Annotated in this window: 21 protein-coding genes; 20 read left to right on the forward strand and 1 reads right to left on the reverse strand. The window is 36.1% G+C overall.

The window, feature by feature from the left end; genetic code table 11:
• The first annotated feature begins 8 nt into the window (after positions 1 to 8).
• Entirely contained in the window at positions 9 to 434 is a 426-nt protein-coding gene (locus T513_RS0102510) for a hypothetical protein (protein WP_031588778.1), read from the forward strand.
• 30 nt (positions 435 to 464) lie between these two features.
• Here T513_RS0102510 and def read toward each other — a convergent pair whose 3' ends face one another.
• Complete coding sequence (gene def / locus T513_RS0102515; protein WP_029070361.1) at positions 465 to 1,034, reverse strand: peptide deformylase; 570 nt, start codon at positions 1,032 to 1,034, stop codon at positions 465 to 467.
• Between the two features lie 120 nt (positions 1,035 to 1,154).
• Between def and T513_RS0102520 the strand changes: the two genes are divergently transcribed.
• The 19 genes from T513_RS0102520 (at position 1,155) to T513_RS12145 (ending at position 19,158) form a co-directional block, all read left to right on the forward strand.
• Entirely contained in the window at positions 1,155 to 1,415 is a 261-nt protein-coding gene (locus T513_RS0102520; RefSeq protein WP_029070362.1) for a UPF0223 family protein, read from the forward strand.
• On the forward strand, positions 1,406 to 2,653 hold the full coding sequence (locus T513_RS0102525; protein WP_031588780.1) for an FtsW/RodA/SpoVE family cell cycle protein: 1,248 nt from the start codon (positions 1,406 to 1,408) through the stop codon (positions 2,651 to 2,653). The genes T513_RS0102520 and T513_RS0102525 overlap by 10 nt, the downstream gene beginning before the upstream one ends.
• Positions 2,650 to 3,024 (forward strand): YlbF/YmcA family competence regulator, encoded by a 375-nt coding sequence (locus T513_RS0102530; RefSeq protein WP_029070364.1) that lies wholly within the window; start codon positions 2,650 to 2,652, stop codon positions 3,022 to 3,024. The genes T513_RS0102525 and T513_RS0102530 overlap by 4 nt, the downstream gene beginning before the upstream one ends.
• Positions 3,005 to 3,556, forward strand: coding sequence for a 16S rRNA (guanine(966)-N(2))-methyltransferase RsmD (rsmD, locus tag T513_RS0102535; protein WP_029070365.1), 552 nt, complete (start codon positions 3,005 to 3,007; stop codon positions 3,554 to 3,556). Before T513_RS0102530 ends, rsmD begins: the two co-directional genes overlap by 20 nt.
• A gap of 2 nt (positions 3,557 to 3,558) precedes the next feature.
• Positions 3,559 to 4,038 (forward strand): pantetheine-phosphate adenylyltransferase, encoded by a 480-nt coding sequence (gene coaD / locus T513_RS0102540; protein WP_029070366.1) that lies wholly within the window; start codon positions 3,559 to 3,561, stop codon positions 4,036 to 4,038.
• A gap of 10 nt (positions 4,039 to 4,048) precedes the next feature.
• Positions 4,049 to 4,804 (forward strand): dihydroorotate dehydrogenase electron transfer subunit, encoded by a 756-nt coding sequence (locus T513_RS0102545; protein WP_031588781.1) that lies wholly within the window; start codon positions 4,049 to 4,051, stop codon positions 4,802 to 4,804.
• On the forward strand, positions 4,797 to 5,714 hold the full coding sequence (locus T513_RS0102550; RefSeq protein ID WP_029070368.1) for a dihydroorotate dehydrogenase: 918 nt from the start codon (positions 4,797 to 4,799) through the stop codon (positions 5,712 to 5,714). The genes T513_RS0102545 and T513_RS0102550 overlap by 8 nt, the downstream gene beginning before the upstream one ends.
• Positions 5,715 to 5,763: 49 nt before the next feature.
• Positions 5,764 to 7,905: an ATP-dependent helicase gene (locus T513_RS0102555; RefSeq protein WP_031588783.1), complete on the forward strand. Its 2,142-nt coding sequence runs from the start codon at positions 5,764 to 5,766 to the stop codon at positions 7,903 to 7,905.
• Positions 7,906 to 7,969: 64 nt separating this feature from the next.
• Positions 7,970 to 9,955: an NAD-dependent DNA ligase LigA gene (gene ligA / locus T513_RS0102560; protein ID WP_029072288.1), complete on the forward strand. Its 1,986-nt coding sequence runs from the start codon at positions 7,970 to 7,972 to the stop codon at positions 9,953 to 9,955.
• Complete coding sequence (locus tag T513_RS0102565; protein WP_236700934.1) at positions 9,952 to 11,049, forward strand: CamS family sex pheromone protein; 1,098 nt, start codon at positions 9,952 to 9,954, stop codon at positions 11,047 to 11,049. The genes ligA and T513_RS0102565 overlap by 4 nt, the downstream gene beginning before the upstream one ends.
• Before the next feature lie 10 nt (positions 11,050 to 11,059).
• Complete coding sequence (gene gatC / locus T513_RS0102570) at positions 11,060 to 11,344, forward strand: Asp-tRNA(Asn)/Glu-tRNA(Gln) amidotransferase subunit GatC (protein ID WP_029070372.1); 285 nt, start codon at positions 11,060 to 11,062, stop codon at positions 11,342 to 11,344.
• On the forward strand, positions 11,345 to 12,787 hold the full coding sequence (gatA, locus tag T513_RS0102575) for an Asp-tRNA(Asn)/Glu-tRNA(Gln) amidotransferase subunit GatA (RefSeq protein WP_031588784.1): 1,443 nt from the start codon (positions 11,345 to 11,347) through the stop codon (positions 12,785 to 12,787).
• A 3-nt stretch (positions 12,788 to 12,790) separates the two neighbouring features.
• On the forward strand, positions 12,791 to 14,224 hold the full coding sequence (gene gatB, locus T513_RS0102580; RefSeq protein ID WP_029070374.1) for an Asp-tRNA(Asn)/Glu-tRNA(Gln) amidotransferase subunit GatB: 1,434 nt from the start codon (positions 12,791 to 12,793) through the stop codon (positions 14,222 to 14,224).
• Positions 14,225 to 14,279: 55 nt separating this feature from the next.
• Positions 14,280 to 14,969, forward strand: coding sequence for a hypothetical protein (locus T513_RS0102585; protein WP_051551110.1), 690 nt, complete (start codon positions 14,280 to 14,282; stop codon positions 14,967 to 14,969).
• A gap of 37 nt (positions 14,970 to 15,006) precedes the next feature.
• Complete coding sequence (gene rlmD, locus T513_RS0102590; protein ID WP_031588787.1) at positions 15,007 to 16,356, forward strand: 23S rRNA (uracil(1939)-C(5))-methyltransferase RlmD; 1,350 nt, start codon at positions 15,007 to 15,009, stop codon at positions 16,354 to 16,356.
• A gap of 165 nt (positions 16,357 to 16,521) precedes the next feature.
• Complete coding sequence (locus T513_RS0102595) at positions 16,522 to 17,028, forward strand: helix-turn-helix domain-containing protein (protein WP_031588788.1); 507 nt, start codon at positions 16,522 to 16,524, stop codon at positions 17,026 to 17,028.
• Between the two features lie 87 nt (positions 17,029 to 17,115).
• Positions 17,116 to 18,282, forward strand: coding sequence for a hypothetical protein (locus T513_RS12350; protein WP_031588789.1), 1,167 nt, complete (start codon positions 17,116 to 17,118; stop codon positions 18,280 to 18,282).
• A gap of 85 nt (positions 18,283 to 18,367) precedes the next feature.
• Complete coding sequence (locus T513_RS0102605; RefSeq protein ID WP_031588790.1) at positions 18,368 to 19,009, forward strand: CatB-related O-acetyltransferase; 642 nt, start codon at positions 18,368 to 18,370, stop codon at positions 19,007 to 19,009.
• Positions 19,009 to 19,158, forward strand: coding sequence for a hypothetical protein (locus T513_RS12145; protein ID WP_155266057.1), 150 nt, complete (start codon positions 19,009 to 19,011; stop codon positions 19,156 to 19,158). The genes T513_RS0102605 and T513_RS12145 overlap by 1 nt, the downstream gene beginning before the upstream one ends.

A 19,158-nucleotide genomic window follows, 5' to 3' on the forward strand; every position in this document is an offset into this window, starting at 1 on the left:
GTGAAACAATGAATATCGCTGTTGTAAACTTAGGAAGAAGTCAACAGATCAAAACATTAGCTGATGACATGGCAAGACAGGCACGTACCTATATGCGAGAAGCTGCTGATTTTTCAAGCACTGAACATGCTGATCTATTACTCATTGGATTTGATACACGCTTTTTCAATAAAAAAAGAGAAAGAGAAGTCTTCTCTTTCTTATCACGATTAAATCGAGAACACATTAACAATGTTGCTTTATTTTCAGTATACAGTCATTCCAACAAAATGATGAAACATGTCGTTTCCTACTGTCAAAAGCAAGATCTCCCATTACTTAGAGATCTCTACAGCGTACAGGTCTCTTTCTCCAAAGAACTGCCTCCGTCAGTTCTTCAGGGAGGAAGAGTGTACGTTGATGATATGGTCAATATTGTTAATAATTACTATTAAAAAAGATTGTCAAAAAGACAATCTTTTTTGTTATTCGATTACCATTGCATTAGGAATAGGTGCTGTAGGATTTTCTTTGTTGAAATGATCATAGTAAAGAACACCGTCAAAATGATCCATTTCATGCTGAATACAGATGGCAGTAAAGCCTCTTGCTACAATCTTGACATCTTTTTTAGTTAAGGCATCATAAGCTTTTAATGTAATCTTGGCATGTCTTGGGACAAGTCCTGATTTATCTTCAGGAACAGAAAGACATCCTTCACCATGTCTTAAGTAAGCTTCTTTTTCTGTATAAGAGATAACCTTAGGATTTACAAGAACCCATTGGTCAATATTCTTTACATTACCTTCACTATCCACATTTGGAATATAGATAGCACACATTCTTTTAAGCTGTCCTACCTGAACGGCTGCAAGGCCAACACCTGGTCTTAAATCATATTTTTCTGCGATTTCTTCATCCTGTGAATTTTTAAGATATTCAAACATATCTAATGCTAGTTTTTCATCTTCTTCACTTAAAGGGACTTTAACTTCCTTAGAAATTTCCCTGATTAATGGATGACTGTCATCGATTATATCTTTCATAGTAATCATGTTTTTATCACCTCGCACGCATTATATCAAATATCCTTATTTGTTGCTAGTCAAATGAAACTGAAGTATTTTATTTTGATGTAGAATCATGTATAATATTTTTAATATTGGGAGGTTTCTATGTACGATTATCCTTTATTGGAAGAATGGACAACACAGGAAATCTGTGATGTCATTGCATTATATAACGCAGTTGAAAAAGCATATGAAGGCGGTATTAAACGTGATCAGTTCATGAAAGCCTATCGTCGTTTTACTGAAATTGTAGACTCCAAGTCTTTACAGAAACAGTTGGATCGCGCTTTTATGAAAGCATCTTCGTATTCAATCTATAAAGTATTTAAAGCGTCGCAAGAAGGGAATGATATGATTTGTCTTTAAGTGAAAATGTAAAAAGCATACTTCGTATCTTTAAGCGTTCAGGCGTTGACAAGAGTCTCTACTTTGCGACTTTTCTATTGGCCATATTTGGTATCTATATGATTGCGGATGCTTCAGTAGGAAGCACCATCCGTTTAGGACCAAAGTTTGTTTTTGTGAATCTATTTAAACAGCTGTTCTTTGTTTCCATTGGTACTGTCGCATTATTTGTGGCGGCTAAAGGGATGAATAAAAAACTAGGAATGAACAATCTTAATAAATGTAAACTTTATTATGGGATTGCTTTAATCGCACTTTTTGCCTGTAGACTATGGAATATCAATGGGTCACATGCCTGGATTGTACTTGGTCCAGTGACCATTCAGCCGGCTGAATTCATGAAGATTATACTTGTCTTTGTATTAGCCTATACACTTGGAGAATTACCAAAAAGATATAAAATAAGCAAGTACATTAGTCCAAGAAAACGTCGTGAACTCTTAAGAATCAAAAAGAGAGATTGCTTATATTGGCCAGTGGGCATGGTACTTGGTGCAACTGCCACTATCATTGTGATTCAGAAAGACTTTGGGTCAGCAGCCATCTTGCTCGCGATGTGTTTCGTTGTCTTTTTATGTGCGCCAGATCCATACTATCGTCCTTATAAGAAAATGGCGATTATGGCTGCGGCTGTTGGGGTTGTAGTAGTAGCTGTTGGTTCAACTTTTATCTTTAGATCACATCAGCTTCAACGTATTGTCACTTGGAAAGATCCATTAAATGAGAAATACATCTATTCTAAAGCTATGCAGGTCATCAATGGTCTCATTGCTTTTACTAACGGTGGACTTATCGGACGTGGTGCTGGAAATTCCGTTATGAAATTCGGTTATATCCCAGAAGCACAAAACGACTATATTTCAGCTATTGTCGCTGAAGAATTTGGATTCTTTGGTATATTGATTATTATTGTTTTATATTGTTATATTATCTTCAAGTTATTTAACTATGCACAAAAAATCAAGAATGATAAATATAAGCTTATCCTTGTCGGAATCTCAAGTTACTTCTTTATGCACATGATTGTAAACTTAGGTGGTGTATCAGGATACATTCCAATGACCGGTGTGCCACTTCTTCTGATCAGTGCCGGGGGAACATCTACAGTTGTCGCGATGTATTCAATAGGGGCTGCTCAGCGAGTGATTTCTATCTACAATAAAGATAAGCTAAAAAGAGAGGCGGAAGAATCATTATGATCTACGATCTAGTCGCCGATTTTGTATCCTCACTCAAAGATGAAGATATCTATAAAACATATATTGAAGCACGACAGCGTGTTGTATCTCACGAGACTTTATCTCGTGAGATACGCACGCTTGAACGCTATCGTGATGAAAAAGAAGCGCTTTCTCAATACGGAGAATATGCCAATACAAAAGAATTAGATGAAAAGATTTCAAAGCAAAGATTGCTGATAGATTCTTATGAAGAAATGAGAGAGTATCGTAAAGCTCTTTTAGATTTAAATAATTATCTAGATGAACTAAACAGTATTATCTTTGCTAATATTTCTGATGAACTAGTACTAGGAAGGATGGGAAAAATCTATGCGCGTCATCGCCGGTAAATATCGCAGCAGACAGCTTAAGAGCGTAAAGTCTGATTTAACAAGACCAACTACCGATAAGAATAAAGAAAATCTATTCAATATGATAGGTCCTTACTTTGATGGAGGCGTAGTCCTTGACCTCTTCGGTGGAAGCGGTGGACTTGGCATTGAAGCCATGAGTCGAGGAATGGATGAACTCTATAGTGTCGATAAACAGTACAAGGCTTTTGCGGTAATCAAGGAGAATGTCAATATGCTTAAGATTGACAATGCTCACGTCTTAAAGATGGATTATCGTAAAGCATTAATGAAGTTCAACGATGAACAGGTTCACTTTGATCTTGTTCTCCTTGATCCACCTTATGCGATGAAGATCAATAAGGATATCATTGAAACACTAGCTAAACAAGGAAACCTCAATGATGGTTGTACTATTGTCATTGAAGATCTAAAAGAAGAAAGAATAGAGGTCGAAGCACCTTTTGTATTAAAAAAAGAAAAAGATTTTGGGATTACTATAATGCAGATACTTGAATACAGGGGGAACTAGTTATGCGAAAAGCTGTCTATGCAGGCACGTTTGATCCCATTACAAATGGGCATCTTGATATCATTGAACGCTCTTTGTCGTTATTTGATGAAATCCATGTCGTAATATTCTATAATCCTTATAAGAAAACAGCGTTTTCTTTAGAAGAGAGATTAGAGATGATAAGACAAGCTACAAGTCATTTAAAAGGCGTTGTAGTTGATTCAAGTGACGATCTAGCCGTAGAATATGCACGTAAGATTGGTGCAAGTGCACTAGTTAGAGGACTAAGAGCGACTCAGGATTATCAATATGAATCACAGTTGGCTTATACCAACCAGTATTTAGCAGAAGATATTGAAACAGTCTTTCTTATGACAAGACTATCTCAGATGTTTATATCATCATCTTCAGTTAAAGAAATTGCATCACACAAAGGTGATGTATCGGCACTCGTACCTGCCTATGTCAACGAAAAAATAGTAAATAAGTATGGAAAGTAGGAAAGAAGAAATGAATTATCAGGGGAAGATGACAATTTCGTCTCACAAGGAACTGACAAAAGATGTATTTGAAATGGTTGTAGAAGGGGACGCAGCTAAATATATCAAGGAGCCAGGCCAGTTTGTGAATATTAAGATTACAGATGATATGACACCTTATTTAAGAAGACCAATGAGCATCTGTGATTATGATGAACATTCAATCAAGATGATCTACAAGGTTGTAGGAGAAGGCACTAAGCTCATGTCAAAAAAACAGGTCGGAGACCAGATGGATTTCTTAACTGGATTAGGACATGGATTTATTGATTATGAGGCTAAAGAAGCCATTGTGATTGGAGGAGGACTTGGGGTTCCACCAATGTATAATCTTGTCAAGAAATTAAAAGAAGAAGGCGTAAAAGTCAGTGCCGTATTTGGCTTTGGGAAAGAGTCAGATATGTTCTATATCAAAGAATTTGAAGCACTATGTCCAGTCTATGTTGCAACTATGGATGGCAGCTATGGCGTAAAGGGCACAGTGATTGATGCGATTAAAGAAAACAATCTTTCTTTTGATAAATACTATGCCTGTGGACCAGTACCAATGCTTAATGCCTTAGTGAAAGCTTATCCAGACAATGGCTATCTTTCATTTGAAGCAAGAATGGGCTGCGGTTTTGGTGCCTGCATGGGATGTTCTATGAAAGTAAAAGGCGCTTCCTACAAGCGCGTATGTGTAGAAGGTCCAGTATTTAAATCAGAGGAGGTTATTGTCAATGGCTAAGTTACATGTTACATTACCAGGGTTGGATATGAAAAACCCTGTCATTCCAGCGAGTGGAACATTTGGATTCGGATATGAGTTCACTAAATTTTATGATATTAATGTATTAGGTTCTATCGCTACTAAAGGAACAACATTTACAGAACGCTATGGCAATCCTCTACCAAGAATTGCGGAAGGACCTGCCGGCATGCTTAATGCGATTGGTCTACAGAACCCTGGTGTTCACGCTGTTGTCAATGAAGAATTTGATAAGCTTTCCCATGTCTTCAATGGAAAAGTATTAGCCAATATGGGCGGACACAGCTTAGAAGAATATATTGAAACAGCTAAAGTACTTTCACAAAGTGACATTGTCGGTGCCTTGGAATTAAATATTTCATGTCCAAATGTCAAAGAAGGCGGTATGCAGTTTGGAACAGATCCAGAACTTGCAGCTAAAGTCACTCGTGAAGTCAAGAAGGTTTCTTCAAAACCAGTCTATGTCAAGCTTTCTCCAAATGTCACTGATATAGTCGCTATCGCTAAAGCCGTAGAAGCAGCTGGCGCTGATGGAATCTCTATGGTCAATACTTTATTAGGTATGCGCTTTGACATTAAGACTGGTGCACCTATTATTAAAAATAAGACAGGGGGCTACTCTGGCCCTGCCATCTTCCCAGTAGCCTTGAGAATGGTTTATCAGGTTTCTCAGGCCGTCAATATTCCTGTCATCGGAATGGGAGGTATTTCATCTGGAAAAGATGCTATTGAAATGATGATCGCTGGTGCAAGCGCCGTAGAAGTAGGATGTGCCAACCTCGTAGATCCTTATGCTTGTCCTAAAATCATTGAAGAAATGGAATCCATTCTTGATGAAATGGGAATCGAAGATGTCAACGACATCGTCGGTAAATCACATCAATTTTAACAAGAGTGCAACGCACTCTTGTTTTCACTAAAACGAAAGGATGATACATATGAATTTGGATAATCTATTAAATCCTAAACAAAAAGAAGCAGCCACATACCTTGATGGACACTTGCGTATTATCGCTGGTGCAGGATCAGGGAAGACGAGAGTTGTTACATATAGAATTGCTTATCTAATTGAAGAAATAGGAGTCAACCCACGTAATATCTTAGCCATCACATTTACCAATAAGGCGGCTAATGAGATGAAAGAAAGAGTAGAAAAGATACTTGGTGCTTCCGCATTTGGAGCAACTATCTGTACTATTCATTCTTTATGTGTAAGAGTTCTCCGTCAGCATGCTTCTTTATTAGGTTATCCACATAATTTCATCATCATGGATGAAGAAGATCAGAAAGCACTCATTAAAAAGCTATTTAAAGAAAAAGAAATATCAAGTAAGTCATTAACAGTAAAATCAATGATCAATTATATTTCATCATATAAGATTGCGATGATTTCTCCAGATCGTGCATTGAAGATGTCTTCAATACCAATTGAAAAAACCAAAGCAGAAATCTATCAGCTATATGAAGACTATAATAAATCACATGCCATGATGGACTTTGATGATCTTCTTCTTAATACCTTAAGACTCTTCCAGGATAATGAAGATGTCGTAGAAAAATGGTCAAGACGATACCAGTTTGTACATGTAGACGAATTCCAGGATGTTGGTGAAATAGAATATCAGCTTATCCATTACTTTGGAAAACAATCCACAGTCTGTGTTGTAGGTGATCCTGATCAGACAATCTATTCATTTAGAGGAAGTGATGTCAACTTCATCCTTAACTTTGATAAAGACTATGAAAATGTAAAGACGGTTATACTAGATCAGAACTATCGTTCTACTAAGACCATTTTGGAGATTTCCAACAATCTTATTAGAAAGAATAAGAACAGACTGGAAAAAGATCTTTTTACTGAAGGAGAAGATGGCAACAAGGTTGTTCATTATGTTGGTAAAGATGAAGCTTCAGAAACACATTTTATTACCAATACGATATTGGATTTAGTCAATAAGGGAGAAGCCGAATACCGTGATTTCTGTATTCTTTATCGTGCTAACTACCTCTCTCGTCCTATTGAACAAGATCTCATTAGCAAGAATATGCCTTACAAGATTTTTGGGGGACTTAAGTTCTTTAGCCGTAAGGAAGTCAAGGATGCCTTAAGCTATCTTAGACTGGTGGTTTCCAATGATGATCTGTCTTTTGAACGTATTGTCAATGTGCCAAGCCGTGGCGTGGGTGCTAAGACATTAGAAAAGATTCAGATGTGTGCTATTGATAATCATTTAAGCAACTATGAAGCATTGTGCTTCTACAGCGATGCTATTGGAATTGGTGGTAAGGCAAAGAAGGAATTAAAAAACTTTGTACAAGCTATTGAAAAGGCAAGAGCATCAATCAAGTCAGTTGAAGAGATGTATGATGATCTTATGAAAGATACCGGCTATCTGGATATGTTAAAGAATAACAATGAAGAAAGCCGTATTGACAACTTGATGGAATTAAAGAATTCCATCGCTACCTATATGAGAGAGCATCCTGAGAATGCGACTTTAGAGGAATATCTTCAGGATATTGCTTTATATACAACACAAGATGATGCCACATCAGAAAACTATATTTCCTTGATGAGTATTCATATGGCCAAGGGTCTTGAATTTGACTATGTCTTTGTGACAGGCATGTCAGAAAACATTTTCCCATCTATTCGTTCTATTGAAGAAGAAGGGGATGATGGTATTGAAGAAGAAAGAAGACTTGCCTATGTAGCCTTTACTAGAGCTAAGAAGAGACTGTATTTAACGGATAGTCAAGGATATAGCTTTGTCTCTCAATCACCAAAGATGACTTCTCGTTTCATTAATGAAGTAGGAAGAGATTTTGTGGAACATGTCGGAACACCTTCTCGCTTTAAGACGGAAAACTACATTAAAGTAGGAGAAACACCAGAAGAAATGATTGGTGATAATGAAGTGGGAGAATGGAAGAATGGCGATCTTGTAGAACATTCGGTATTTGGTAAAGGGGTTGTCATTGGTGTTCATGAGCGTACTGTTGATATTGCTTTTAATGTGCCCCATGGCATCAAGACTTTGATGTCTAATCATAAAGCCTTAAAGAGACTCGCTAGCTAGGGGAAGAATGAGGTTTTAATGTAAATGATTATTTGTTATAATACAACAGGAATGGTGAAGAAAAATGACAATTGAGAGACTTAATGAACTTAAGGAACTACTAAATAAATACAATTATGAATACTATGTTCAAGATCAGCCGACTGTCAGTGACCAGGAATATGATACATTGATGGATGAGCTGATCCATATTGAACAAGCCCATCCTGAATGGCAGACACCTGATTCTCCTAGTCAAAGAATCGGGGGACAGGTGTTAGATGGTTTTCGTAAGATTACGCATACAAGACCAATGATGTCATTAGGAGATATCTTTAATGAAGAAGAAGTGATGGACTTTGATCGACGTATTACACAGACAATTCCAAATCCTGAGTATATTGCAGAACTGAAGCTTGATGGCTTATCAGTATCTTTAGTCTATGATGAAGGCTATCTGCAGTACGCTGCGACAAGAGGGGATGGAACAATTGGGGAAGATATCACCCATAACGTCAAAACCATCAAGTCCATTCCATTAAAAATCAATTTTGATGGACCGTTAGAAGTACGCGGAGAAATCATCATGCCACGTGCTTCTCTTAATAAACTTAATGAAGCCAGACGTAAGGATGGCCTTCAGGAATTTGCGAACTGCCGTAATGCGGCCGCAGGAAGTGTTCGTCAGCTTGATTCGCGAGTAGCAGCATCAAGGGGATTGGATGCTTATCTTTATCATGTACCTGAACCTGCACAGATTGGTGCGCATACTCATGAGGAGTGCCTATTAAAAATGAAAGAGCTTGGCTTTAAGGTCAACCCTCATATCATTAAGGCGAAGACGATCACTGAAGTATGGGATTTCATCAATCAGGCAGCAGAGATGAGAGATTCGCTTCCTTACGATATTGATGGAATCGTCATTAAAGTCAACGATCTTGCATCACAAGAGCGTTTAGGCTTTACAGCCAAGGTACCAAAATGGGCTATTGCCTATAAGTTCCCGGCTGAAGAAGTGATTACGAAATTGAAAGATATTGTCTTTACAATCGGTCGTACAGGACAGATTACACCAAATGCGGTATTGAATCCGGTACGTGTTGCTGGTTCATTAGTGCAAAGAGCGACTTTGCATAATGAAGATAATATCAAGAAGAAAGATATTCGCATCGGTGATGATGTCATCATCAGAAAAGCAGGAGATGTTATTCCTGAAGTTGTGCGTTCTTTAAAAGAAAGACGTACTGGCAGTGAACGTCCTTTTGAGATGATTAAGGTGTGTCCGACTTGCGGTGAACCTTTATCAAGAAAAGAAAATGAAGCTGCTTACTACTGTCTAAATGAAGCATGTGATTCTAAGGTTATTGAGAAGATCATTCATTTTGCATCACGTGATGCCATGAATATTGATGGCTTAGGAGATCGTATTATTGAACAGTTCTATTCTTTAGGATTAATTTCTTCTATTGAAGATATTTATCATTTAAAAGAACATGAACAAGAAATCATCGATATCGAAGGATTTGGAAGAAAATCCATGGATAATATGATTGAAGCCATTGAGAAAAGCAAAGAAAACTCTTTAGAAAAGCTTCTCTTTGGTCTTGGCATTCGTGGTATTGGTGCAAAGATGGCAGATACATTAGCAAAAGAGTTCAAGACACTAGATCAGCTTCTTGATGCGTCTTATGCAAAACTTACATCCATCAGGGATGTAGGAGATACCATCTGTGAAAATCTTGCTAACTATAAACGCAATCCTAAGAATATGGAAACCATTGCCCATCTTAAAGAGTTAGGTCTTAATATGACTTACTTGAAGGAAGTGGCAAGCGTTGATAATCCATTCAGCGGATTGACAATTGTCGTTACAGGTACACTTGAGCATATGAAACGTAAAGAAATCAAAGATTATCTAAGCGCACATAATGCTAATGTGACAGGTAGTGTTTCAAAGAAGACAGACCTTGTCATTGTGGGAAAAGATCCTGGCAGCAAGTATGACAAAGCCATGTCTCTTAACATTCGTATTATGAATGAAGAAGAGTTCTTGGAGGTAGCAGATCTATGATGAAAAAAACTTTAAGTGCAGTTGTTGCACTATGTATATTGACAGGATGTGGAGGATCTTCAAAGGCACCTACATCCAAAGGGTCAACAGCTTCCACTGAATCTTTTACAGGTGATTATTACAATATGATCAATACTGGTAGAGGTACAAACAGTGAAAACTTTTACTTGGAATTTAGCAATACGAAAGATCTAGTCACAATTGGATCAGGACTACAGATTCTTTCTACTTCACACTATTCAACATCTTCTTATTATTTAGCTGAAGGAAGACAGCTCAACAATAATGACTTGTCTCAGCTCTTAAAAAGAGACGGGGCTAATGTGAAGAAGGAAGATAAGCAGTATAACTATACTTTACAGGTAGAACATGGAAATACTCTTGATGGTGTTAAAGATCCCATTATGGTAGACAATTTAACAGAACAGGATTACTACAAGAAATCCGGTACAAAGTATGAATTGTCAGGATTATCTTTTGCGATCATTATTGATCCAAGAACAGAAGATAATAAGAAGCTAGACAAGAAAATGAGTGATGCGACAATCAAATCATTTTCTAATACAGCCATCAAGAAACTCTATGAGTATATTCAAAAGAAGAAAAAAAGCTTGAAAGATATTCCTTGTTTAATTACAATTTATCAGGCTAATGATAATGAAAAATCAGAAATCAACGGAAATTATATCTATCAGGCTTACTGCAGTGATGGCAAAGTAGGTGGCATGAGCAGAGTTGTTCATGAAAACGTGACATTTACTAGCAGTCGTGCTAAAGCACTAGATCCTACAACTTATGCAGATTTCTCTACTATTAAAGATGTAGTCAAGAAATCTTCTACTGAAGCAGCAGGACTAGTAGGAGAAGCGCAGTATATCAATAAGACAATTCAGTCCATGAAGATTACTGCCCATTTCAATATTAAGACGTATACAGAATTGCTTTATATTACATCAGTGCTCGCTGATCATATTGGCAATAAGTTTACTTCTGATTTTACGGTTAAATGTCTTGTCTATTCACAAGATAAACTGATGGCCGTTATTATTAAGAACAAGGGTGAAAGTGCCCACACAACAATTATTGAACAGTAGGAGGAGCATAATGGAAGAAGAAATGTTAAAAGAACTTGGTCGTAAGACTATGTTCAATATTACCGATGAAGAAATGCCTGCGCTACGTGAAGAATACCATGTCTTCATGAACCATGTTAAAGCGTTGGATGCAATAGATACAGAAGGAGTTGCCCCATTGGCATTCCCTTATGAAATAGAAACAACTTTCCTTAGAGAAGACGAACCTGTACAGATGATTTCAAGAGAAGATGCACTTAAGAACTGTAAGGATGTACAGGCTATGCAAATCAAAGTTCCAAAGGTGGTAGGATAAATGGTCACTTATTCAATTGAAGAATTACATGAATTATTAAAAAACAAGAAAATTGATATCCATGAATATTATGAAGAACTCATGAAAGAAGCAGAAGTTCAGCAGGAACGTCTTAATGCGTTTGTCACAATCACAAAAGATGAAGCAATGAAGAACCTTGATGAATTTGATGAAAATGATCTTCTTTCAGGTATTCCTTATGTATTAAAGGATAACTACAATACAAAAGGCATTAAGACAACTGCATCAAGTCGTATGCTAGAAGATTATGTACCAGTATATAATGCATTCGCAGTAGATCAGCTTTCTAAACATGGAGTACATCTAGTAGGGAAAGCATCAATGGATGAATTAGCAATGGGTGGTACAAACAAGTCCGCATTGACTGGACCTGTCTATAACCCATGGGATGTACGCCGTATTGCTGGTGGTTCATCAGGAGGAAGTGCTGCCTTAGTAGCCTCTGGTCTTGTACCATTTGCGACAGGAAGTGATACTGGGGATTCAATTAGAAAACCTGCAGGATACTGTGGTATCGTTGGATTTAAGCCATCTTGGGGACGTATTTCTCGTTATGGTGTTATCCCTTATGCTTCATCATTAGATCATATGGGAATGTTCACAAGAAACGTAAGAGATGCCGCTATTGTACTTGAAGCTATGGCTGGTAGAGATGATCGTGATATGACATCATCATTCAAGGAAGTTCCACATTATATTGAACATTTAACTAGTGATATCAAAAATGTAAAAATTGGTGTCTTAAGATCAGTTTCTGATGAAATCAGAAATGAAGAAATCAAAGAAAACTTTGAAATGGTTGTTAATATATTCAAGAAGCTAGGTGCAACAGTCGAAGATGTAACTATGGATAAGACATTATTAAGAACAATCTTACCTTCTTATACAATCATTGCTAACTCAGAAGCAACATCAAACCACTCTTGTCTAGATGGTATCCGTTATGGTAATAGACAAGAAGGAGAAACACCTGATGATGTTATGATCAACTCAAGAACAAATGGATTTGGTGCACATATCAAAAGACGTTTCATTCTTGGTAACTTAGCATTAGCGACAGAAAATCAGGAAAAGATGTTCAGAAAAGCACAGAAGGTAAGAAGAATTATCGTAGAAGAACTTAATAAAATCTATGATGACTACGATATCATTCTTACACCAAACTGTGGTAGCGTTGCACCATTGGTAGATGAAGCCAACGATGATCGTTTAAGCGATGAATACTTAATTCTAGAAAACCATTTAGCATTAGGTAACTTTGCTGGTACACCATCATTAACATTGCCTTCAGGTTTTGTAGATGGTATGCCAATCGCAGTTAACGTGATGGGACGTTTATTTGAAGAACAGACTGTATTAAATACAGCATATGCATTAGAAGAAGAATTAGGATTAAAGAATCAGTTTAAAAGGGAGGGTTAAGAGATGAATTTTGAACAAGTTATTGGATTAGAAGTCCATTGTGAGTTAAAGACAAAATCTAAAATGTTCTCTGGCGCTCCTGTAACATTCGGTGAAGCACCAAATACAATGGTCAATGAAATTGATATGGGTATGACTGGTACAATGCCAGCTCTTAATAAAAGAGGTGTAGAATACGCCCTAAGAGTATGTCATGCATTACATATGGACATTGACGAACTATTATGTTTTGATCGTAAGAACTACTATTATGCCGATCTACCAAAAGGATTCCAGATCACACAGGATAAAAGACCAATTGGTAGAAATGGTTATCTTATGATTGAAGTCAACGGTAAAGAAAAGAAGATTGAAATTGAACGTCTTCATATGGAAGAAGATACAGCTAAACAGCTACATCTTTCAAAATACACTTTACTTGACTACAACCGTGCAGGTATCCCACTAATCGAAATTGTAACAAAACCATGTATTCGTTCAGGTGCTGAAGCAGCTGCTTATCTTGAAGCATTAAGACAGATCTTCCTTTATACAGAAGTATCAGATGCTAAACTTGAAGAAGGTTCAATGCGTTGCGATGTCAACGTATCAATTCGTCCTTACGGTAGTGAAACTTTCGGTACAAGAACAGAAATCAAGAACTTGAACTCTATTTCCAATGTACAGAAAGCTTTGGAATATGAATCATTAAGACAAGAAAAAGTATTGCTTTCTGGTGGAGAAGTCATCCAGCAGACAATGCGTTATGATGAATTAAACAAGGAAACAGTACCAATGCGTTCTAAAGGGGATGCGGTTGACTACAAGTACTATACTGAACCAAATATCCTTCCAGTACGTATCAGTCATGAATGGGTAGAAGAAATCAAAGCTAATCTACCAATGATGGCAAGAGAAAGAGTAAAGAAATACGTAGAAGAATATGATATTCCTACTGTAGATGCTAAAATTCTTGTTTCTACAAAAACTGAATCAGAATATTTCAATGAAGTAATCAAGTACACAAACAATTACAAAGCAGCTTCTAACTGGTTAATTGGAGATGTACAGGCATACTTGAATGCGGAAGGTCATTCATATGATGACATCACATTAAATCCTGAATATCTTGCAAAATTAATCAACTTCATCGATGAATCAGTTATTTCATCTAAACAGGCTAAAAAAGTCTTTGAAATCATGATGAAAGAAAACAAAGATCCAGAAGTGATCGTTGAAGAAAAAGGCATGAAACAGATTTCTGATGAAGCTACTCTTGTAGCCTTAATTAATGAAGTACTCGACAACAATCCTAAATCAATTCAGGATTATGCGAACGGTAAAGATCATGCTATTAAATATCTAGTTGGTCAGGTTATGAAAGCTACAAAAGGGCAGGCCAACCCTCGCAAAACAAATGAATTGCTTTCTAGCATGTTAAAAGAAAGAATAAACTAAGCTATACAAAACAATATATTTTTGATAGAATATTGTTAATAGTAGGTGATAAAAAATGGCGCAAAAACACTTTAGTTTTGATAATGATGAATCTTCTACAGGTAGAAGATCATCATCACCAAAAAGACAGACAAAAGTAAATCAAAGTAAATTTACTTTTACTGAAGGTGAAAAAAGAAGAGTCAACAGAAGACCAGTAGATAAAAAATCTAAAGGTAAATTCAAACTTAAAAAATGGCAGATTGCTTTAATTGTACTCGCTGTCCTTGCAATAGGAGGAGGAACACTTCTATTTGTGGCAGGTAGAGATGATGGACCAGTCTATGGAGATAGATGTAAAGGAATCTTAAGTCTTTCTTCTTCTGTATTAAGAGAAACTGAAACAGAAATGAAGAACAAACATTCTAGCATTGAAAACATCAATATTTCTATTCAATGTAAAGAATTGAGATTCGATATCAAGTTTGCATCTGGCACAAAGGCTGCAACTGCAGAAAAGATTGTCAAAGAAGCAGTTAAGCTTGTCGATCAAAAAGCAGGAAAGAACAGCTACAGCGGTTCTTCTTATAGTGAATTGTTTAACTACTCTAATAAAGTAAGACAGTTTGAAGCATACATCTATATGACATGTGATGGAAATAGTGATTTCCCAATCTATGGTACTAAGCTTGCTGGTAAAGATAGTTTTAGTTTCACTTATGCATCCATCAAAGATGAAAGTACTTATAAGAAAGCAAAGAAGTAAAAGCGAGCTAAACACTCGCTTTTTTTGAGGGAATATTATGAAAAAGAAAGATCGTTTTATAGGTAAATGTGTAGATTATACACACGATTGTCTTGGTGTTGTAAAACATGAAGGCACAGCCGTATTTGTAAAAAATCTTATTCTTGATGAAGAAGCAGAAATAGAAATCATTAAGGTATTAAAGAACTACTGTGTAGGTAGAGTAGTTAAGCTTATCAAGACATCTGAGCATAGAGAAGAACCAGTATGTGAAGTCTATAAGCAATGCGGTGGATGCCAATTGATGCATATGAGTCAATTAGGACAGAAAATCTTTAAGACACAGCGTGTCAAAGAAACACTTCATAAGATTGGTCATTGTGATGTAGAAGTTCTTGATACAATCATGGATGATGTTCCTTATCATTACCGTAATAAAGTACAAGTCCCATTCGGCATGAAAGACAACAGAATTGTCAGTGGATTCTATAAAGCGCGTACCAACGATATTATCAATCAGGATCACTGTCATATTCAGAATACTTTTTCTAATGAAGTTACACTTAGAGCAAAACAGCTTTTTGAAGAATATCATATTCTACCTTATGATAAACAATCACATAAAGGAATCATCAAGCATGTCTTAACAAGATATGGTACGCATACTAATGAGGGAATGGTTGTCTTTATTACTTACAAGAAGAAAGTCAAACATCTTTCTCATATTGCTTCTATTCTTGCTAGTGAGTTTCCTGAAATCAAATCAGTTATTCAAAATGTCAATGAAAGACATGACAATGTGATCTTAGGAGATGAAGAAATTCTTCTTTATGGAGAAGATGTCATCGAAGATACTTTATTAGATAAACGCTATCACATCAGCATGAAATCTTTCTATCAGATCAATCCAAGACAAGTAGAAAAGCTTTATACGAAAGCCATTGAATTTGCTGACTTCAAGGGTGATGAAACTGTCATTGATGCATACTGTGGCATTGGGACTATCGGTTTATCTTTAGCTAATCATGTCAAGCAGGTCTACGGTGTAGAAGTCGTACCTGACGCTATCAAGAACGCTAAAGAGAACGCTAAAAGAAATCATGTCTCTAATATTGAATTTACTTGTCAGGATGCAGGAGAGTTCATGTTAAAGTGTGCTAATGAACATAAGACTATCGATGTAGTCATGGTTGACCCACCACGTAAAGGATGTTCAGAACTCTTCCTAGATCAGATGATGACACTTTCTCCTGAAAAGATTGTCTATATCTCATGCAATGTGGCAACCCAGGCAAGAGATGTTGCATATCTACAAGAACATGGCTATCAGGCAGTCATTGCTCAACCAGTGGATATGTTCCCACAGACTAATCACATTGAATCTATTGTATTATTAATCAAGAAATAGAAGGGATTCCAGTTGGGATCCTTTTTTACATGTTAACAATTATAGATAACGATGCAACAGAATGATATACTAATGAAAAATAGGCTTATTTGCTATTGTTAACATGCGTTGCTTGAGGCAACGCACACTGTAAGACTAGAATGATGGAGAAAGGAGGTTTTCAATATGTTAAATGAAAACATTAAAACAATAAGAAAATCCAAAGGACTTTCTCAGGAAGAGTTTGCGATTAAATTAAATGTCGTAAGACAGACAGTATCAAAATGGGAAAGAGGATTATCAGTTCCTGATTCTGACATGCTTATTACTATATCTGATGTTCTTGAGACACCAGTGAGTGTGCTTTTAGGAGAAAAGGTGAGTGAAACAAAACCAGATGATTTAAAAGTCATCTCTGAAAGATTGGAAGCTATTAATCTTCAGTTGGCTCGCAGAAAAACTTTAAAAAGAAAAATCTTGCATTACTCATTTGTGGGATTAGCTGTCTTAATATTATTAACATTTCTGATTATTGTATTAGTAGGTAGTCCCTATTTAACATGGGATTACAGTGATCCAGAAACAGCTGTCATGGGAACTTTTATTCATGCTTTTGAATTTGTCTTTGTGAGACTTTCACCTTTTTTGCTTATTGGATTAATTGCAGGTGCTATATTAACAAGAAAACAATAAGAGGGATATCTTGAAGATATCCCCTTTATTATTAAATAATGTTATGATAATAGATGTATAGTTTAGGAATAATAAGAGGTGGAAACAATGAAAAAATGGAGTATAGGCATAATGGTGATTATGCTTATTTTTGCTTTATGTATTTATAAGATTCACAGTTCACATCCTATATCTGCAAGATCACAAGTCGATATCTGGGATGAGTGGGAACAATCACATGGCATTAATGTGTTAAAGACTTCTAAGAAAGGATATAATGTCATTTGGGCGAGTGCACAAAAGACAAGTGAGAATGGAGACTGGACACATGACGTCTATGGGATGATTTATAGAAACGGTCATACTATAAAAAAGACACTTGTATCAGCACATGAAGCACAGGAACCCTCTAGTGCTTCGCAATGTGCTGATGGACATATCTTAGTGACATTTGAAGATGGCAATGCGGTAGGAGATTATGGTGTCATGCAGCGATATGCGATCTTTGATAAAAATCTTAACAATGTTGTATCTTATGATCCTTATAAAACAATTATAAAAAATGGAGGACATTCTGGACATGTCACAAGTGTAAGCAATACATTTGTAGTCGTCTGTGATGAAGGATGGATCAATAAAGATGGTATTCTTAATCGTGGAACTGGAAAAGAGATCTATATTACCATAATGAATTCAGTTGGAAACAATAAAAAGACATTTAAAATAGCGAATACATCAAGTCGCTACGATTGGCCACTTGTAGCGGGGTCAAAGAATAAAGCTTTTATTTTATGGCAAAAAATTGTTCCTAATAAAAAATATACAAAGCTTATGATGGCTACATTTAACTTAAAAACAAGAAAAGTTTCTAATCCAAAAGCTGTTTCGAAAATAAAGTGTCAATATTATAACTATAGTGTTAGCTACATGCCAAAAGTAAATTGTTTTATACTAACAGCCACTGATCATCATGGAGTAGGGCATATGTATTTATATAATACAAATGGTAAACAGCTTTGTCATAAATCAGGCCTGGGAAGATTCAGTATGGAATCTTCACCAGCTGTTTCTAATAACAGTATTGTTTATCCTACACATAAAAAGTCTTTGACATTATTCAAGGTCACTCATAAATCTATTAAAAAGATTAAGATAAAAAAGACTTCACTTTCGTGGAGCTCTCGTGGGCAGGCGGGTGTCTTTGATACGAAAGGTAAAGTTGTCTTTTATGCTTTCCAAAAGAACAAGTTAAAACATATTAAGATGAAGATATAAGAGATACTTACTAAGAGTATCTCTTTGTTTTATTTACAAGAATACATGTAGCCTGTAAAATTATTCTAATAGGAGAGTGGTATAGATGAAAAACAAGAAAAAACCAGATCCAAATACAATTCATCCCATTGCTGGATATGATCAAGAAATATATGTAAAGCCAACAATCAGTAATCCCAATATCATAGTTGGTGATTTCACTTATATGGCAGATAAAGAATTTGAAAGTCATGTTACCCATTTGTATGAATGGAACAATGATAAATTAATCATTGGAAAATTCTGCCAGATCGCAAGTGGTGTAGAATTCATTATGAATGGCGCTAACCATCAGATGAATGCTGTGAGCACATTTCCATTTTATACATTAGAAGGTTGGAACATGAACGCACCTTCTATTGAAGACCTTCCTCTTAAAGGAGATACCATCATAGGCAATGATGTATGGATCGGACAAAATGCAACCATTTTGCCCGGTGTCCATATTGGCGATGGTGCCATTATTGGTGCCAACAGTGTTGTAGGAAGTGATGTTGAGGCGTATACAATTGTTGCAGGAAATCCTGCAAGATTAATTCGTAAACGTTTTGATGATGAACTAACTTCCTTATTGTTAAAATACAAATGGTGGGATCAATCAATTGAAGACATTCAAGAGTTAATTCCCATTATCACTAATCATGATTTAGAATTTGTTAAAGAATTCTTGAAGGATAAACTTAAATAATGAAAATAGGAAAATTAGGAAGACAATTAGGACTAGTTAGATTATTTTATCAGGATAGCACATTGCTTTCTTCTTCAACCAAAAAAACAATCTATCGTGCTATCGTTTCTAAAAATCTACAAAAGAGATTAAGCAATCTCATAAGATAG

The organism is Kandleria vitulina DSM 20405 (assembly GCF_000702065.1).
Taxonomy (GTDB): domain Bacteria; phylum Bacillota_I; class Bacilli_A; order Erysipelotrichales; family Coprobacillaceae; genus Kandleria; species Kandleria vitulina.

Bases quoted from the DNA above. Each gene is read 5' to 3' on its own strand.
- T513_RS0102510 (WP_031588778.1), top strand. From the start codon at position 9: ATGAATATCGCTGTTGTAAACTTAGGAAGAAGTCAACAGATCAAAACA.
- T513_RS12145 (WP_155266057.1), top strand. From the start codon at position 19,009: ATGAAAATAGGAAAATTAGGAAGACAATTAGGACTAGTTAGATTATTT.
- gatC (WP_029070372.1), top strand. From the start codon at position 11,060: ATGGAAGAAGAAATGTTAAAAGAACTTGGTCGTAAGACTATGTTCAAT.
- T513_RS0102530 (WP_029070364.1), top strand. From the start codon at position 2,650: ATGATCTACGATCTAGTCGCCGATTTTGTATCCTCACTCAAAGATGAA.
- T513_RS12350 (WP_031588789.1), top strand. From the start codon at position 17,116: ATGAAAAAATGGAGTATAGGCATAATGGTGATTATGCTTATTTTTGCT.
- rsmD (WP_029070365.1), top strand. From the start codon at position 3,005: ATGCGCGTCATCGCCGGTAAATATCGCAGCAGACAGCTTAAGAGCGTA.
- rlmD (WP_031588787.1), top strand. From the start codon at position 15,007: ATGAAAAAGAAAGATCGTTTTATAGGTAAATGTGTAGATTATACACAC.
- gatB (WP_029070374.1), top strand. From the start codon at position 12,791: ATGAATTTTGAACAAGTTATTGGATTAGAAGTCCATTGTGAGTTAAAG.
- T513_RS0102555 (WP_031588783.1), top strand. From the start codon at position 5,764: ATGAATTTGGATAATCTATTAAATCCTAAACAAAAAGAAGCAGCCACA.
- T513_RS0102550 (WP_029070368.1), top strand. From the start codon at position 4,797: ATGGCTAAGTTACATGTTACATTACCAGGGTTGGATATGAAAAACCCT.
- T513_RS0102520 (WP_029070362.1), top strand. From the start codon at position 1,155: ATGTACGATTATCCTTTATTGGAAGAATGGACAACACAGGAAATCTGT.
- T513_RS0102585 (WP_051551110.1), top strand. From the start codon at position 14,280: ATGGCGCAAAAACACTTTAGTTTTGATAATGATGAATCTTCTACAGGT.
- def (WP_029070361.1), bottom strand. From the start codon at position 1,034: ATGATTACTATGAAAGATATAATCGATGACAGTCATCCATTAATCAGG.
- T513_RS0102565 (WP_236700934.1), top strand. From the start codon at position 9,952: ATGATGAAAAAAACTTTAAGTGCAGTTGTTGCACTATGTATATTGACA.
- T513_RS0102595 (WP_031588788.1), top strand. From the start codon at position 16,522: ATGTTAAATGAAAACATTAAAACAATAAGAAAATCCAAAGGACTTTCT.
- T513_RS0102605 (WP_031588790.1), top strand. From the start codon at position 18,368: ATGAAAAACAAGAAAAAACCAGATCCAAATACAATTCATCCCATTGCT.
- coaD (WP_029070366.1), top strand. From the start codon at position 3,559: ATGCGAAAAGCTGTCTATGCAGGCACGTTTGATCCCATTACAAATGGG.
- gatA (WP_031588784.1), top strand. From the start codon at position 11,345: ATGGTCACTTATTCAATTGAAGAATTACATGAATTATTAAAAAACAAG.
- T513_RS0102545 (WP_031588781.1), top strand. From the start codon at position 4,049: ATGAATTATCAGGGGAAGATGACAATTTCGTCTCACAAGGAACTGACA.
- ligA (WP_029072288.1), top strand. From the start codon at position 7,970: ATGACAATTGAGAGACTTAATGAACTTAAGGAACTACTAAATAAATAC.